A 15,340-nucleotide genomic window follows, 5' to 3' on the forward strand; every position below is an offset into this window, starting at 1 on the left:
TTGATAGACGGGCGCTACAGGCACTTTTGACTGTTCATTCAGGCTGGGCGCTGCAGCAGATACTGCTGCAGATGCGGGGCCCCCAGGGGCCGGCTGAAATAGAAACCCTGGGCTTCATCACAGCCCTGTTCGCGCAGGAACGTCAGCTGATGGGCGGTTTCTACCCCCTCGGCCGTGGTGCGCATGCCCAGCGCCTGCGCCATGCGGATGATGGCGCTGACGATGGCGCGGTCGTTGCCGTCATGGTCCAGGTCGCGCACGAAGGACTGGTCGATCTTCAGCCGGTAGATCTGGAATCGCTTGAGATGGCTCAGCGACGAATAGCCGGTACCAAAGTCATCCATCGACAGGCGCACGCCTTTGGCGTGGAGCTGGTCCATCGTCGCGATCGCGGCGTGGGGGTCCGCGACGGCCACGTTCTCGGTCAGCTCCAGCTCCAGCAGGTGGGGCTGCACTCCGTACTCGGCGAGAAGCCGGTCCACCAGCTCCAGCAACTGCGGCTGGCGGAACTGCACGGCGGACAGATTCACTGCCATCGTCAGGGCCGGAAGTCCCTGGTTATGCCAGGTGCGCAACTGCGCCAGCGCCGTGCGCAGCACCCACTCGCCAATGGGCAGGATTTGCCCAGTGTCTTCTGCCACCGGAATAAATTCTGCCGGCGATACCGCGCCCAGTTCTGGGTGATGCCAGCGCAGCAGCGCCTCCACGCCGCAGACCCGGCCCGTCGCGATGGACACCTGGGGTTGGTAATGCAGCGACAACTGGTTGCGCTCCAGAGCCCGCCGCAGCGCGTTGGTCAATTGCAGCGCTCGGGCCGACTGCGCCTGCATCGTGGGCGTGAAGAACCGGAAGCTATTGCGTCCGTCCGCCTTGGCGCGGTACATCGCGGTATCGGCCGACTGGATCAGGGTCTCGAAATCGCTCCCATGCTCAGGAAAGAGCGCAATCCCCATGGACAGGGCCAGCGACAATTCATGGTGCTGGATGTGCACCGGCTGCAGGGCTGCTTCCTGCATCTTGGCCGCAACCCGCGCGGCGCCTTGCGCGTTGGCGCCGGGCAGCAGGAGCACGAACTCGTCACCCCCTAGACGCGCCACGGTGTCCCTTTGCCGCACCGTGGTGCGCAGGCGCTGTGCGATTTCCACCAACAGTGCATCGCCGATGCGATGGCCCAGCGAGTCGTTCACGTGCTTGAAGTTGTCCAAGTCCAGGAACATCACGGCCAGGGGCGCACCGGACTCTTGCGCCTGGCGGATCGCGTCCTGACCGCGCTCGGCCAGAAGGACGCGGTTGGGCAGTTCGGTGAGCGCGTCGTAGTGCGCCATCCAATAGATGCGTTCCTGGTCGCGTTGACGGTCCTGGATCTCGCGGTGCAGGTTGCCCACTGTCTCCTGCAACTCGCGCGTGCGGTCGCGCACTTGCTGCTCCAGTGCGCCATGCATGCCCGCGAGCTGCCTCTGAATGCGCAATCGCTCGCTCACATCCATCACGATCCAGATGGAGCCCTGCGCGACATTCGACGGATCGACGGCCTTGCTGCGTACCTCACATTCAATAGCGCGCCCATCGCGGGTGCGCAAGACCATCTGGCCTTCGAAGGCCTGTCCCTGCACCAGCGGCGCATAGCAGCGCACCCCGGCTTCGTGCCAGTCTTCGTCGCTCAAATACCACCGCCGCGACGAGGACCCTGCCAGTTCGCCCGGGCCGTACCCCAGGATCTGCTCGAAATGGCGGTTGCACCGTGTCATGCGCCGCTCTTGCAGGAAGACGATGCCCACCATGGCACTGTCGAACAGCACCTGCTTTTCCCACAAGGCCGCCTGCAACTGCGCCTGAGCACGCTTTTGCTCGTCGATGTCGTCGATGATCCAGATGGACCCTTCGCGGCTGTCCCGGGAGTTGATCAATCGCCCGGTGAGGTGCGCCCAGAACAGTTGGCCGTCGCAGCGTTTCAGCTGGCGCTCCGTGCGATACGCCTGACCGCGCGCGAGGGTCGGATAAGCGGCGCGGCCGAGTTCGCGGAACGCTCCCCGGCTTGGGTGCAGGGCTTCGCTGCTTCGGCCAATCGCGTCTTCGGGCGAGGGTAGCCCGAAGATCTCGGCGCAGCGCTGGTTGCACCGCACCAAAGCGCGGTTGCGAATGAACACGATCCCAACACCCGCGCTGTCCAGCAAGGTCTGCTGTTCGCGCAGGACGCGCTGCATCGCCCCGGGAGAAACCTGCCCTGGGTCCTGCGCCAGGGCGGTGGACGGATGCGACATGGACAGCAGTCCGAAGATGGTGACGTTGGAAATCCTGATTTGTAGCAAATTGTATTCGCGGCGGGGCGTTTTCGGCCATCTCTTTTTGGCAGGGTTAGTCCCATGACACAAAGTCGCCACGAAGGCGACACCGCGCCGTCACGGGCCGTATGCACAGTCATGTCCAAGGAATGCGGTGCTCCGGCATCTTCGGGCAGGCACGCGTGGTCCTTGCGACATCAGGAGTGCCCAATGAGCGACTTGCCGAACCCCACCATGCCCTTGAGCCCCGTGACCCTTCCCAGGGGGTCACTTCACCGCCCACGCAGCGCGGAAGGTGTGGGCCACGGTGCAGCGCCGCACGGCGGTGTGGAGGTGGCCTGGGCGCGGCATCTCGATGAAGTCCGCGAAGCGCAGCGGTTGAGATTCGATGTCTTCGCTTCGGAAATGGGTGCACGTCTGCAGACCGCGCTGCCCGGCCATGATGTGGACCTCTTTGACGACTACTGTGAGCATCTGCTGGTGCGCGACACGCAGTCGCGGCAAGTGATCGGCACCTACCGGGTCTTGACGCCTGCGCAGGCCCAGCGCGTGGGCAGCACGTATAGCGATACTGAGTTCGACCTAACGCGCCTGCGCGGCCTGCGTGAGCGCATGGTGGAACTGGGCCGCAGTTGCGTTCACCCCGACCATCGCCATGGTGGCGTCATTCTTGCGCTGTGGGGCGCACTGGCGGACTTCATGGCCCGCAACCGGCTGGACACGATGATCGGCTGCGCCAGCATCCCGATGCTGCACGGCGGCATTGTCACGGGCGACGTGGCCGCCAGCATCTGGCACCAATTGCGCCAGACGCATCTCGCGCCCATCGAATACCATGTCTTGCCCCGCTTGCCGCTGCCTGTCGAGCACCTGGACAGCAGCATGGATGTGGAGCCGCCAGCGTTGATCAAGGGCTATTTGCGCCTGGGTGCCAAGATTCTGGGAGCGCCTGCCTGGGACCCGGATTTCAACACCGCCGACCTGCCCATGCTGATGCGCCTGGTGGATCTGCCCCCTCGCTACCGGAAGCACTTCCTGGGACATTGACGAGTACGCCTTCGGAAAGGTATCCCGAGCAACGCATGACAGAAACAAGTCAATGTCATGAATTTGTCATTGGCATGGCGAATACTGGCAGTCACTTCTTCTTCTGTGTGCTCCCATGTCCTCTTCCGTGACTCCGTCCGCTGTCTCTCGCCAGATCGACGAGGAACCGGATACCGGCGTGGAAAAGAAGGGGGCCGCCGCCGCTCTGCCGGTTCCCGTGGGTGGCGTGCCGTTGCTGGACCGTGACCACAGCATTCTCGCTTTCAATGAACGGGTGCTGGACTGGGCGATGCGGGAAGACGTGCCGCTGCTGGAGCGGTTGCGCTACCTGTGCATCGTTTCTTCCAACCTTGATGAGTTCTTCGAAGTACGTGCCGCTGCCCATCTTGCCGCGGCGGACGGTGGTGAAGCCAAGCAAGGCTACAGCCTGCATTCGTTTGAGGCGCTGGCACGCAAAGCCCACGATCTGGTCGAGCGGCAATACGCCCTGTACAACCATTCGCTGATTCCCGCGTTTGCCGCGCAGGGCATACGCATGGTCTCGCATGGCGAGCGCACGGCGGCGCAGCGGCGGTGGGTGCGTGAGTATTTCCAGCGCGATGTGCGCCCGCTGCTCATTCCGGTGGGGTTGGATCCGGCGCACCCATTTCCCCAAGTGGCGAACAAATCCCTGAACTTCATCGTGCGCCTGCGCGGCAGCGATGCCTTCGGGCGTGAAAACGAGATCGCCATTGTCAAAGTGCCGCGCGTATTGCCGCGCATCATGCGCCTGCCCGCACATGTGGCGCCCACGGGCATGCAGTTCGTCAGCCTCTCCAGCATCATCCGCACGCACCTGGCGGACCTGTTTCCGGGCCGCGAGGTGTACGAATTTTCGCAGTTCCGCGTCACCCGTCACTCGGACCTCGCTGTGGATGAGGAAGACGTGCGCAACCTGCGCACCGCCCTGCGGCAGGGACTGCAGCAGCGGCACTTCGGTCAAGCGGTGCGCCTGGAGGTTTCTTCCGGTTGCTCGCGATTTCTGGCCGAATTCCTGCAATCCCAGTTCGCTCTGCCTGCCGCGGCGCTGTATCGGGTGCATGGCCCCGTCAACTTGGTGCGGTTGGTGCAGATGGTGGAACTGATTAATGTGCCAGCCTTGCTGTTCCCTGCGTGGAGCGCGGCATGGCCAGTGCAATTGCCGCGCTCCAGCTCCATCATGGCGGAGCTGCGCCGCAGAGACCTGCTCATCCACCAGCCTTTCGAGAGTTTTGACGGAGTGCTGGCATTCCTGCGCGAAGCGGTCAACGATCCGCAGGTGCTGGCCATCAAGCAAACTATCTATCGCACGGGCTCGGATTCGGAACTCATGGAGCTCCTGCGTGAGGCGGTGCGTCGCGGCAAGGAGGTGACGGCAGTCGTGGAACTGAAGGCACGCTTTGACGAGGAGGCCAACATCAACTGGGCCGAAGCGCTGGAGTCCATCGGCGCGCAGGTGGTGTATGGCGTCGTGGGCTTGAAGACCCATGCCAAGATGCTCTTGGTGACGCGCCGCGAAGGAGGGCGCCTGCGGCGCTACGGGCACCTGTCCACTGGCAATTACAACCCACGCACGGCCCGGCTCTACACCGATCTAAGCTATCTGACGGCGGATGCGGACCTGACGGCGGACATGGATCTCGTCTTTGACCATCTGGCCAATCAGAACCGGCTGCCACCGTTGAAGCAGTTGGTCATGGCGCCCTTCGACCTGCACTCGTTCCTGTTGGAGCAAATTGAGCAGGCAGGGCTGGCGGCTGAGCGCGGCGAGGGCGGCCGCATCGTCGCCAAGATGAACGCGCTGACCGATGAGGCATTGGTGCAGGCGCTCATCCGTGCGGGCCAGCGTGGCGCAAGCGTGGACCTCATCGTGCGCGGCGCATGCATCCTCCCCGCACAGGTGGCGGGCGCCACGGAGAACATCCGGGTGCGTTCCGTCATCGGTCGCTTCCTGGAGCACACGCGCGTGTTTTACTTCCGCAGCGGTACGCGGGAAGACCTTTACCTGTCCAGCGCCGATTGGATGAACCGCAACATGCTGCGCCGCGTGGAACTGGCGTGGCCGGTGACGGACAAGAAGCTGCGCCAGCGCATCATTGACGAATGCCTTGTGGCCTACCTGCACGACAACCGTGATGCGTGGAGCCTGGAGAGCGATGGCAGTTATTCCCGCGCGCCGCATGTGCTGGATGGCGCGGGAGCCCAAAATGCCCTGATGGCGCGCTACGCCCCCGTAGCTGCGCCCGTGCCCCGGAAAGAAAGCGCATGACGGATCTCATACTTTGGCGCCATGCCGAGGCGGAAAATGCCGGTGAGAACGAAGACGACCTGGACCGGCCGCTGACGCAGCGTGGCGAAAAACAGGCGGCGCGCATGGCGGTGTGGCTCGATCGCCAACTGCCCGACGGATTGCGCGTGCTTGCCAGCCCCGCACGGCGTACTGAGCAGACCGCAAAAGCACTGGGCCGCAAATACAAGCTGCGTGCAGAACTGTTGCCCGGCGGACAACCCGATGAGCTACTGGAACTGGCCCAGTGGCCGCGTTCGCGGGGGGCAGTGCTGGTAGTGGGCCATCAGCCAATGCTGGGGCAAACGGTGGCGCGGCTCCTGGGATTGCGTGCCGATGAATGTTCCATCCGCAAGGGAGCTGTGTGGTGGCTGCGCCATCGGCAACGACAGGATGCCAGCGAGACCATCCTGCTTGCGGTGCAATCGCCCGAATTCCTGTAGCTGGAGCGCAGGACAGGGCAGGCGATCTTCCAACCTGCCTTGCAAAGCAGACTATTTCTTGTCCGACTTAGGGCGCCCGGTCTTGATTGCGGGTATGGACTGCATTGCCTTTTGCAGGGTGGCATCGTCCAGTTGCGACAATACCTTGAGGCCGGCCCGCAGTAACTCGCTCTTCTTGGCAGGTGTCGACAAGCGGGCCGTGCGTTCCTTCAGCGTTTCGATGACGGCGTACTCGTCCTTCGGGATGGTGAAGCTATCGCGCACCAGCTTGGGCTTCTTGGCCTTCATGTCTTTTTCTTTGTCGGCCACAGATGGTGCTGCCTTGGTGGCCGCCTTGAGGGGCGCTTTTACGTGTGCCTTGGAAGGCTTTGCCGGCGACCTCTTCGGCGAAGCCGCTGGCGCTTCTGTTGCCAGATCTTTTGCCGGAGCTGGAGCAGGGGCCTGCGCGGCCGGGGCCGCTGTGTCGGTAGCGGGAGTTCGTGCCATATACCTTGCCTGACTGAAAAACGATATAAACAGTTTATATCGTTTTATGTTGCGGCGCCATCAGATCAAGAAAGCTCGGTCACGAATTCCCATGGCGTTTTTTGCCAGGCATCGGATTCTTCCCGCAGCAGGTGTGCAGACTGCGGATAGGCCGCTGCCCAGCCGGTGCGCGACTGCACGGTACAGCGGCGGCCTTCCACCTGCAGATGGATACCTTCTACGTCTGGAGGGCGCCGCGCGTGGCAGAGGGCCACTGCTGCGCGCAGGCACATGAGCTGCAAGGCAAAGACCGGATCGGCGAGATTCGCGGCTTCCAGCTTGCGCACCTTCCCCCGGTGGCCCAGCACCAGGAGCCCCAGATGGTGCAGTTCGGGCAAGGCAAAGCCGGCTGCATCCGTATGGTCCAGGATGTAGGCGCCGTGATGGTGGTAGTCGCTGTGTGAAATGCGGCATCCGATCTCGTGCAGGCAGGCGGCCCAGCCGAGCTTGCGGGCGGCACGTTCGCTGCCTTGCGGGGAAGCCTCGCGGAACAGGCGGCAGGCCAGTTCGGCAACGCGCTCGGCATGGGCGTGGTCCACTGTAAAACGGTGCATGAGCGAGCGCACGGTAGCTGAGCGCAAATCCGTTTCGGGCTGGTCGCGGTCCAGAAGATCGTAGAGGGCACCTTGGCGCAGGGCGCCTTGGGCCACGGTCATGCGTTCGATATCCAGCAGATCAAAGATCGCACGCACGATGCTGACGCCCCCTCCAATCACCGCCTTGCGGTCGTCCTTGAGGCCGTCCAGTCGCAGGCGGTCTACATGGCGCGCACGCATCAACTGGTCCTGCAGCCAGTCGAGGCCCTCCCGGCGGATCACACCCTCCTCACCGCCGGCGGCAGCAAGGATGGAGCCAACGGCCCCGACGGTGCCTGATGAGCCATAGGCCACATCCCACGTCTGGCGCCGGTAACTGTCCATCGCCTCGTCCAGCACGGCCTTGGCGGCGATCTCAGCGGCTTCGAAAGCGTGGCGCGTGAAGGAACCGTCAGCGAAGTAGCGGGCAGACCAAGCCACGCTGCCCACGCGGTAGGACGCTACGGTACCTGGCGTGAACTGCTGCCCCAGAATCAATTCCGTCGAGCGTCCGCCGATGTCCACGACCAGGCGCTTTTCGTCGGATTGCGGCAGCAGTCTTGCCACGCCTTGGTAGATGAGCCGCGCCTCCTCAGGCCCGGATACGACGTCGATGGGAAAGCCCAGAATCCGGCTTCCTCGGGTAATGAATTCTTCCCGGTTGCGTGCCTCGCGCAAGGTTTGCGTCGCCACCGCACGGACCTGAGCAGCTGGAAAACCTGCAAGCCGCTCTGCAAACCGGGCAAGGCAATCCCAGCCACGCTGCATGGCGTCCTGCGTGAGGTTGCGGTCCTCATCGAGGCCGCCGCCCTGGCGAACGGTTTCTTTCAGGTATTCGACACGGCGGATCTGCCCGTGTTCGAGGCGGCCGATTTCCAGGCGAAAGCTATTGGAGCCCAGATCCACGGCTGCCAGCAGTATTCCATCTTGCATGGGGATGCACGTTGTGCGCAGGTTTTCCAGCGGTGCAGCATAGCATCGGCGCCGGGGAGAAAACGACTGCAGGGCGGCCACGTCTCAGCCCACGATGCGTCCGTCGGCCGTGAGCATGCTTTGTGTGACGTGGGTATTGGCCAGGCGTCTGTCTTCGTAGGCCACCAGGTAGCCGCCGACCTGGATTTCTACGCGTTTACGCAACGCGGCGAGAACGCTGGCGCGTGTGACCGGCCCGGTCACCGACTGCAGCACCTCTGCGGTATACCGTGCGGCGATGAAGCCCGCCAGCCCCTGGGGCGAGGGGGGCTCGTCGTAGAGCTTGGCCATGACCTCGCGGTAGTTGCGCACGATGGACATGCCGTGCGACACCAAGGGAACCGGTTGCGTGGCGATGACGGAAATGCCGCGCGGAATGCCACCCAACTGCGCCAGCACCTGCAGATTCGCATCGGCAAGGGCCACTACATAGCATTGCCGGCCCTGGGGCAGGGTCAGGTGTCTTACATATTCGTGAAGCTCCGGAGTGCCCCCGATGAACAGCACGATGGCGGGGGGAATTCCGCGTTGCTCCTGGGGCGAGAGGGGCTGGATGCGCAACCCCATGGCCTTGCCCACTTCGGTGACCAGACCCTGCAACTGCTGCTGGAGTGTCGCATTGGCGTAGACCGCACCCGCCTGTTGCACTCCCATGACCGCGAGAGAGCGAATGGCATGGGTCATCTGGGCCCGGTAATTGGGAAAGATGGGAAAGACGGTGTCGCTGTCGTCCTTCCATTGCCGCAGGAGCCACGGTGCCAGGTGGGCCAGTGCGGCCTCGCCCGTCTGAAGGGTGGCGATGGCGGCCGCCGTGCTGTCCCCCACGCACCCGGACAATGCCACACACGCGGCGTTGTCGTATGCCGCCTTCCACGCCGTGCGAACTGCGGCAGCCGACCCGTCGGTCTCCACCACCACATGCTGGACGGAGCGGCCGCGAATGCCGCCGCCACGAGCGTTCAGGTCCGTCCATGCAGCCCGGGACCCGATCAGGAAGTCACGGCTGACGTCCTGGTTCTGTGGCGACAGATCCACGATCTGTGTGACTGCGAGAGCGCGTTGCTCCTGCGCCCGCGCCACGGGCGCATATGCCGCTGCGCCGATGGCGCAGGCAGCGCCCGCCGCCTTCAACAGGGCGCGCCGCTGCAATCGCAGGCTGCAAGAAAGGGGAGGATGCATGGTCTGGAAGGACAGGTTGGCGTGGAGCGGCTTACTTCTTGCGGGGAGGCACCAGCACGCGATCAATCACGTGCACGACACCGTTGCCCGCCTTCAGGTCGGCCTGTTCCACCAGGGCGTCCTCCACGGTCACAAAGTCTGCGGCGCGTGCCAGAGCAATGTCCGAGCCCTGCAGGGTCTTCAGCTTGCCGGCCTTGGCGCTTGCGGTGACGTGGGCCGGCACGATGTGGTAGCTCAGCACGGCCTTCAGCTGTTCCTTGTCGTTCTTGAGGGCGTCGCGCGTCTTCGCAGGAAGCGCCTGGAAGGCTGCATCGCTGGGGGCGAAAACCGTGTAGGGGCCGGAGCCGTTCAGCGTGGCTGCCATGCCTGCGTCGGCGACCAATTGGTTGAAGGTGCTGAGGTTCTTGGTCTTGGCAACCACGCCGCCCACCGTGTTAGGGGCAGACGCGGGGGTAGAGCAGGCGCCCAGGGTCGCGACGATCGCGAGGACCAGGGTGGTTTGAAGAGTCAGGCGACGGAACATGTGGTTCTCCCGTAGAGGTGTGTTTGTTACCGACTGTTGTCGGTGGCGGGAGCGTACGTTCCCCGTGCGACAGTTCCGTGACAAGGAAGTGGGGCAGCGCTGCGGACGGTGTATGACGGTCAAGAATGAATGTCACGGTGATGTCACAAACGGCTTCTAGAGTCGCGGCATTGAGTTTTTTCAACCAAGAGGTCTCTTCCATGAAACTCTCCGCGATTCGCGTTCTGGTGTCTGGTGTTGTGGCAATGGGCGCGTTTTCTGGCGCCTGGGCACAGCAGGAAGCAACGGGCGCTGGCGCCAGCTTCCCTGCACCCCTGTATTCCAAGTGGGCGGCCGACTACAACAAGGCCACGGGCGTCAAGATCAACTACCAGTCCGTCGGCTCGGGCGCCGGTCTGCGTCAGATCGAGGCCAAGACGGTTGATTTCGGCGCTTCCGATGCGCCCCTGAAAGACGAAGAATTGGCCAAGAAGGGGCTCGTGCAGTTCCCTACCGTGATCGGCGGTATCGTTCCCGTGGTGAACATCAAGGGTATTCAGCCCGGCCAACTCAAGCTCAACGGCCAACTGCTCGGCGACATCTATCTGGGCAAGATCACCAAGTGGAACGACGAAGCCATCAAGGCCTTGAACCCGGGCCTGAACCTGCCTGATGCCGCCATCGCCCCGGTGCGCCGTGCCGATGGCTCCGGCACCACCTTCGGTTTTACCAACTACCTGAGCAAGGTGAACGCCGAGTGGAAGGCCAAGGTGGGCGAAGGCACTGCCGTGAACTGGCCCACCGGCGCGGGCGGCAAGGGCAACGAAGGCGTGGCCGCGTTCGTGGGACGCCTGCCCAACTCCATCGGCTACGTGGAGTACGCCTACGTGAAGCAAAACAAGCTGACGTTCGCGCAGATGCAGAACAGCGCTGGCAACTTCGTGTCGCCTGATGAGGCCACCTTCAAGGCCGCCGCCGCGGGTGCGGAGTGGACCAAGAGCTTCTACCAGATCCTGACGAACCAGCCCGGCAAGGATGCATGGCCGCTCACCTCGGCCACCTTCATCTTGATGCAGAAGTCGCAGGACAAGCCGGTGCAGGCTGCTACGGCACTGAAGTTCTTCGAGTGGGCATACAAGTCGGGCGACAAGACCGCCTCTGACCTGGACTATGTGGCCATGCCGGAAAATGTGAAGGCAGTGATCATGAAGTCGTGGGGCGAGATCAAGGACACTTCGGGCAAATCCATCGCCCTGAAGTAAGCTGACACGGTGGCCCGCCCTCCCGGGTGGGGCCACCGGTTCCCCTGTTTTACAAGGCAATCAGACGTGTCCAGTACCATGCCCGTCCACGAGGCCCCGCCGCTTGATGCGGCTGTTGGCGCATCCAGGGGTTCACCCCCGCCCCGTACCACCCTGTTTTCCGGCGTGATTGCCGATCGCATCTTCGGCTGGTTGGCGCGCGGCGCGGCCGTGCTGACCCTGGCGCTTTTGCTGGGCATCATGGCGTCGCTCGTGCACGGTGCCTGGCCATCGATCCAGCAGTACGGCCTGGGCTTCCTGACGAGCAGCGTCTGGGATCCCGTACAGAACGAGTACGGCGGCCTGGTGATGGTCTACGGCACCCTGACGACCTCCATCATCGCGCTGTTGATCGCCGTGCCGGTCAGTTTCGGCATTGCGCTGTTTCTGACGGAGCTTTCCCCTGCATGGCTCAAGCGTCCGCTGGGAACGGCCATCGAACTGCTGGCGGCTGTGCCTTCGATCGTCTACGGCATGTGGGGCCTGATGGTGTTTGGCCCCATTCTTGCCACCTACGTCCAGCAGCCGCTGCAGTCTCTGTTCCACGGCGTGCCTTACCTTGGCGCGCTGGTGTCGGGACCGCCCGTGGGTATCGGCATTCTGTCGGCCGGCATCATCCTGGCCATCATGATCATCCCCTTCATCGCGTCGGTCATGCGCGATGTGTTTGAAGTCACTCCCGCGCTGCTCAAGGAGTCTGCCTACGGCTTGGGCTCTACCACCTGGGAAGTGGTGTGGAAGGTGGTGCTGCCCTATACCAAGTCCGGTGTACTGGGCGGCATCATGCTGGGCCTAGGCCGTGCGCTGGGCGAGACCATGGCCGTCACCTTCGTGATCGGCAACATGAACCAGCTCAATTCACTGTCCGTGTTCGAGGCCGCCAACAGCATCACCTCCGCGCTGGCCAATGAATTTGCCGAGGCTGGTGAAGGCCTGCACCAGGCTTCGCTGATCTATCTGGGACTGGTGCTCTTCTTCATAACTTTCGTCGTGTTGGCCCTGTCCAAGCTGCTGCTGGCGCGACTCAAGAAGAACGAAGGGGCGCGCGCATGAGCACGTCGCAGAAACTCATCTCCGCGGCCGAGCTGGCCCAGGTGCGCCAGGCGCGCTACGCGTCGCGCAAGCGCGTGAACCAGATCGCATTGACGCTGTCGCTTCTGGCCATGGCGTTTGGCGTGTTCTGGCTGGTCTGGATCCTGTGGGAAACCATCCGGCTGGGCGTGGGGGGGCTGAGCGTGGCGCTGTTCACGCAGATGACGCCCCCACCCAACGAAGCCGGCGGTATCGCGAACGCGATCTTCGGTTCCTTCGTCATGGTGCTGCTGGCGACGTTCGTGGGCACGCCCATTGGCATCATGGCGGGGGTCTACCTTGCGGAATATGACGCACGCAGCTGGCTGGCTTCCACGACGCGCTTTGTGAATGACATCCTCCTGTCCGCACCCAGCATCGTGATCGGCTTGTTTGTTTATGCCGTGGTGGTCGCCCAGTTCAAGAGCTTCTCGGCCTACGCCGGGATCATGGCCTTGGCGCTCATCGTCATCCCCGTGGTGATCCGCACTACCGAAAACATGCTGATCCTCGTTCCGGCCAGTCTGCGCGAGGCGGCCTACGCGTTGGGCACGCCCAAATGGAAGGTCATCACCATGGTGACGTTGCGCGCGGCACGCGCTGGGGTGATTACCGGCATATTGCTGGCGGTGGCACGCATCGCAGGCGAGACGGCGCCCCTGCTGTTCACTGCACTGAACAACCAGTTCTGGAATGGCGACCTGTCCAAGCCCATGGCCAGCTTGCCGGTGACCATCTTCAAGTTCGCCATGAGCCCCTATGAGAACTGGCAGCAACTCGCCTGGGCTGGCGTGTTCCTCATCACCCTTGCGGTGCTGGGCCTGAACATCCTGGCCCGTGTGGTCACGCGCCAAAAGTAACTATTGCCTCCGGAAGACATTCATGCCCTCCACCAAGACCTCCGCGCCCGTGCAATCCAAGATCACGGTCCGTGACCTGAACTTCTATTACGGGAAGTTCCATGCCCTCAAGAGCATCAACCTCGACATTCCCGAGAAGAAGGTCACCGCCTTCATCGGGCCGTCGGGCTGCGGCAAATCCACGCTGCTGCGCACCTTCAACCGCATGTTCGAGTTGTATCCCGAACAGCGCGCCGAGGGGCGGATCATCCTCGACGGCGAGAACCTGCTCACCAGCAAGCAGGACGTGGCGCTGATCCGCGCCAAGGTGGGCATGGTGTTCCAGAAGCCCACGCCGTTTCCCATGTCAATCTACGACAACATCGCCTTTGGCGTGAAGCTGTTCGAGAGCCTGAGCGCGAGCGACATGGACGACCGCGTGGAATGGGCGCTGCGCAAGGCGGCCTTGTGGAATGAGGTCAAGGACAAGCTGGACCAGAGCGGCGCGGGTCTGTCCGGCGGCCAGCAGCAGCGCCTGTGCATCGCACGCGGCATCGCCATCAAGCCGGAAGTGTTGTTGCTCGACGAGCCCTGCTCGGCGCTGGACCCCATCTCGACCGCCAAGATCGAGGAATTGATCGCTGAACTGAAAGACGACTACACCGTGGTCATCGTCACGCACAACATGCAGCAGGCCGCGCGCTGCAGTGACTACACCGCCTATATGTATTTGGGCGACCTGGTGGAGTTCGGGGACACAGAGCAGATGTTCTTCAAGCCGCAGCGCAAGGAGACAGAGGACTACATCACGGGCCGCTTCGGCTGATGGAGGTACGGGACATGGCAGACAAACATCTTTCTTCACAGTTCGACAGCGAACTGAACAACATTTCCTCCCGCGTCATGGAACTGGGCGGCCTGGTGGAGTCGCAGATTCGCCAGGCCATCTATGCGCTTTCCCACTTCAACCTGGAAGCCGTGGAACAGGTGGAGCAGTTGGAGCGCCGCGTGAACGCCATGGAGGTCGAGATCGACCATGAGCTGGCTTCCGTCATCGCGCGCCGCCAGCCCACCGCACGCGACCTGCGCCTGCTGATGGCCTTCTCCAAGGCCATCGCCAATCTGGAGCGCATGGGTGACGAGGCCACGCGCATGGCGCGCATGGTCAAGTCCATCATCGAAAGCGGGGCCGCCCGTTCGCTACCGTCCAGCGACCTGCGTGTGGCGGCCGACCTGGCCTCGGGGCTCCTGCGCAAGGCGCTGGATGCGTTTGCCCGCCTGGACACCAAGGCCGCTGTTGCCATCCTGAAGGAAGACGATCTCATCGACCGGGAGTTCGACGGTTTCGTGCGCAAGCTCATCACCTACATGGTGGAAGACCCGCGCACCATCTCCGCCAGCCTGGACTTGCTGTTCCTGGCCAAGGCCATCGAGCGCATTGGCGACCATTCCAAGAACGTGGCCGAGCTGATCATCTATCTCGTCAAGGGCAAGGACGTGCGCCACACGGCGCTGGACGAGATCGAGTCGGCCGTGGCCTGAGAAAGGCGGTGAACCGATGAAGAAGCTTCCCCGGGTACTCATCGTCGAGGACGAGTCCCCCATCGCAGAATTGGTGGCCGTGAACCTGCGCCACAACGGCTTTCAGCCCATCTGGGCGGAAGACGGCGAGTCGGCGCAGCGCGAGCTGGACGCGGTGCTGCCCGATGTCATCTTGCTGGACTGGATGCTGCCGGGCCAAAGTGGCCTGCAACTGGCACGCAAGTGGCGTGCCGACAGCCGCACCAAGCAGATCCCCATCCTCATGCTGACGGCGCGCGGTGACGAGCCCGACAAGGTGGCCGGGCTGGATGCCGGCGCCGACGACTACATCACCAAGCCGTTTTCCACGCAGGAACTGCTGGCGCGCATCCGCGCCGTGCTGCGCCGGCGTGCGCCCGAGCAGGTCAGCGACAGCGTCTCTATTGGTGAACTGGTGCTGGATGCGGCCACGCATCGCGTCAGCTACCAGGGCCAGCAGCTCAAGGTCGGGCCGACAGAGTTCAAGCTGCTGCACTACCTGATGAAGCACCCGGAGCGCGTGCACAGCCGCGCGCAACTGCTCGACAAGATTTGGGGGGACCACGTCTTCATCGAGGAGCGTACGGTGGACGTGCACGTGAAACGCTTGCGTGAAGCGCTGGGGGTAGGCGGCGCCATGGTGGAGACCGTGCGTGGAGCGGGATACCGGCTCACCGCGCAGCCGCAGACACTCATGCGGGCGTGATGGCGGGTGCCCGATGCCCCCGTGTTTTTTCAG

The 15,340-nt window shown here is 63.3% G+C and carries 14 protein-coding genes; 9 read left to right on the forward strand and 5 right to left on the reverse strand.

Annotated features, from left to right (window positions below; translation table 11 throughout):
- Positions 1–38: 38 nt before the first annotated feature.
- A complete protein-coding gene (locus QY917_RS03715) occupies positions 39–2,261 on the reverse strand; it encodes an EAL domain-containing protein (protein WP_123676410.1) in 2,223 nt (740 codons plus the stop codon).
- A 231-nt stretch (positions 2,262–2,492) separates the two neighbouring features.
- Here QY917_RS03715 and QY917_RS03720 point away from each other — a divergent pair, with 231 nt between their 5' ends.
- From QY917_RS03720 to QY917_RS03730, 3 genes are all read left to right on the forward strand, one after another.
- Positions 2,493–3,329, forward strand: coding sequence for a GNAT family N-acetyltransferase (locus QY917_RS03720; protein ID WP_123676409.1), 837 nt, complete (start codon positions 2,493–2,495; stop codon positions 3,327–3,329).
- Between the two features lie 115 nt (positions 3,330–3,444).
- Entirely contained in the window at positions 3,445–5,616 is a 2,172-nt protein-coding gene (gene ppk1 / locus QY917_RS03725; protein ID WP_123676408.1) for a polyphosphate kinase 1, read from the forward strand.
- Entirely contained in the window at positions 5,613–6,077 is a 465-nt protein-coding gene (locus tag QY917_RS03730) for a histidine phosphatase family protein (RefSeq protein WP_011805583.1), read from the forward strand. The genes ppk1 and QY917_RS03730 overlap by 4 nt, the downstream gene beginning before the upstream one ends.
- Positions 6,078–6,128: 51 nt before the next feature.
- Here the strand turns inward: QY917_RS03730 and QY917_RS03735 are convergent, their stop codons facing one another.
- The 4 genes from QY917_RS03735 to QY917_RS03750 form a co-directional block, all read right to left on the reverse strand.
- Complete coding sequence (locus tag QY917_RS03735; protein ID WP_041838820.1) at positions 6,129–6,563, reverse strand: hypothetical protein; 435 nt, start codon at positions 6,561–6,563, stop codon at positions 6,129–6,131.
- A 65-nt stretch (positions 6,564–6,628) separates the two neighbouring features.
- The gene (locus QY917_RS03740) at positions 6,629–8,110 is read right to left on the reverse strand and encodes an exopolyphosphatase (protein ID WP_123676407.1); all 1,482 of its coding nucleotides are present in this window, start codon (positions 8,108–8,110) and stop codon (positions 6,629–6,631) included.
- A gap of 84 nt (positions 8,111–8,194) precedes the next feature.
- Complete coding sequence (locus QY917_RS03745) at positions 8,195–9,328, reverse strand: ABC transporter substrate-binding protein (protein WP_123676406.1); 1,134 nt, start codon at positions 9,326–9,328, stop codon at positions 8,195–8,197.
- 31 nt (positions 9,329–9,359) lie between these two features.
- Positions 9,360–9,851, reverse strand: coding sequence for a fasciclin domain-containing protein (locus QY917_RS03750; RefSeq protein WP_088886975.1), 492 nt, complete (start codon positions 9,849–9,851; stop codon positions 9,360–9,362).
- Between the two features lie 200 nt (positions 9,852–10,051).
- Between QY917_RS03750 and pstS the strand changes: the two genes are divergently transcribed.
- The 6 genes from pstS (at position 10,052) to phoB (ending at position 15,307) form a co-directional block, all read left to right on the forward strand.
- A complete protein-coding gene (pstS, locus tag QY917_RS03755) occupies positions 10,052–11,092 on the forward strand; it encodes a phosphate ABC transporter substrate-binding protein PstS (protein ID WP_088886974.1) in 1,041 nt (346 codons plus the stop codon).
- A 78-nt stretch (positions 11,093–11,170) separates the two neighbouring features.
- On the forward strand, positions 11,171–12,184 hold the full coding sequence (pstC, locus tag QY917_RS03760) for a phosphate ABC transporter permease subunit PstC (protein ID WP_011805577.1): 1,014 nt from the start codon (positions 11,171–11,173) through the stop codon (positions 12,182–12,184).
- Positions 12,181–13,062: a phosphate ABC transporter permease PstA gene (pstA, locus tag QY917_RS03765; protein ID WP_123676405.1), complete on the forward strand. Its 882-nt coding sequence runs from the start codon at positions 12,181–12,183 to the stop codon at positions 13,060–13,062. Before pstC ends, pstA begins: the two co-directional genes overlap by 4 nt.
- Before the next feature lie 22 nt (positions 13,063–13,084).
- Positions 13,085–13,867, forward strand: a complete 783-nt coding sequence (gene pstB, locus QY917_RS03770; RefSeq protein WP_123676404.1) for a phosphate ABC transporter ATP-binding protein PstB — start codon at positions 13,085–13,087, stop codon at positions 13,865–13,867.
- 14 nt (positions 13,868–13,881) lie between these two features.
- Complete coding sequence (gene phoU, locus QY917_RS03775; protein ID WP_015913075.1) at positions 13,882–14,583, forward strand: phosphate signaling complex protein PhoU; 702 nt, start codon at positions 13,882–13,884, stop codon at positions 14,581–14,583.
- A gap of 16 nt (positions 14,584–14,599) precedes the next feature.
- Positions 14,600–15,307, forward strand: a complete 708-nt coding sequence (gene phoB, locus QY917_RS03780) for a phosphate regulon transcriptional regulator PhoB (RefSeq protein WP_011805573.1) — start codon at positions 14,600–14,602, stop codon at positions 15,305–15,307.
- Positions 15,308–15,340 lie beyond the last annotated feature (33 nt).

Origin of the sequence: Diaphorobacter sp. C33 (genome assembly GCF_030503915.1) — a bacterium.
Taxonomy (GTDB): domain Bacteria; phylum Pseudomonadota; class Gammaproteobacteria; order Burkholderiales; family Burkholderiaceae_C; genus Diaphorobacter; species Diaphorobacter nitroreducens.

What these genes read in the sequence shown, in the direction of transcription:
- QY917_RS03730 (WP_011805583.1), top strand. Translation starts at nt 5,613, where the DNA reads ATGACGGATCTCATACTTTGGCGCCATGCCGAGGCGGAAAATGCCGGT.
- pstS (WP_088886974.1), top strand. Translation starts at nt 10,052, where the DNA reads ATGAAACTCTCCGCGATTCGCGTTCTGGTGTCTGGTGTTGTGGCAATG.
- QY917_RS03735 (WP_041838820.1), bottom strand. Translation starts at nt 6,563, where the DNA reads ATGGCACGAACTCCCGCTACCGACACAGCGGCCCCGGCCGCGCAGGCC.
- pstA (WP_123676405.1), top strand. Translation starts at nt 12,181, where the DNA reads ATGAGCACGTCGCAGAAACTCATCTCCGCGGCCGAGCTGGCCCAGGTG.
- QY917_RS03740 (WP_123676407.1), bottom strand. Translation starts at nt 8,110, where the DNA reads ATGCAAGATGGAATACTGCTGGCAGCCGTGGATCTGGGCTCCAATAGC.
- pstB (WP_123676404.1), top strand. Translation starts at nt 13,085, where the DNA reads ATGCCCTCCACCAAGACCTCCGCGCCCGTGCAATCCAAGATCACGGTC.
- QY917_RS03750 (WP_088886975.1), bottom strand. Translation starts at nt 9,851, where the DNA reads ATGTTCCGTCGCCTGACTCTTCAAACCACCCTGGTCCTCGCGATCGTC.
- phoU (WP_015913075.1), top strand. Translation starts at nt 13,882, where the DNA reads ATGGCAGACAAACATCTTTCTTCACAGTTCGACAGCGAACTGAACAAC.
- QY917_RS03745 (WP_123676406.1), bottom strand. Translation starts at nt 9,328, where the DNA reads ATGCATCCTCCCCTTTCTTGCAGCCTGCGATTGCAGCGGCGCGCCCTG.
- ppk1 (WP_123676408.1), top strand. Translation starts at nt 3,445, where the DNA reads ATGTCCTCTTCCGTGACTCCGTCCGCTGTCTCTCGCCAGATCGACGAG.
- pstC (WP_011805577.1), top strand. Translation starts at nt 11,171, where the DNA reads ATGCCCGTCCACGAGGCCCCGCCGCTTGATGCGGCTGTTGGCGCATCC.
- QY917_RS03720 (WP_123676409.1), top strand. Translation starts at nt 2,493, where the DNA reads ATGAGCGACTTGCCGAACCCCACCATGCCCTTGAGCCCCGTGACCCTT.
- QY917_RS03715 (WP_123676410.1), bottom strand. Translation starts at nt 2,261, where the DNA reads ATGTCGCATCCGTCCACCGCCCTGGCGCAGGACCCAGGGCAGGTTTCT.
- phoB (WP_011805573.1), top strand. Translation starts at nt 14,600, where the DNA reads ATGAAGAAGCTTCCCCGGGTACTCATCGTCGAGGACGAGTCCCCCATC.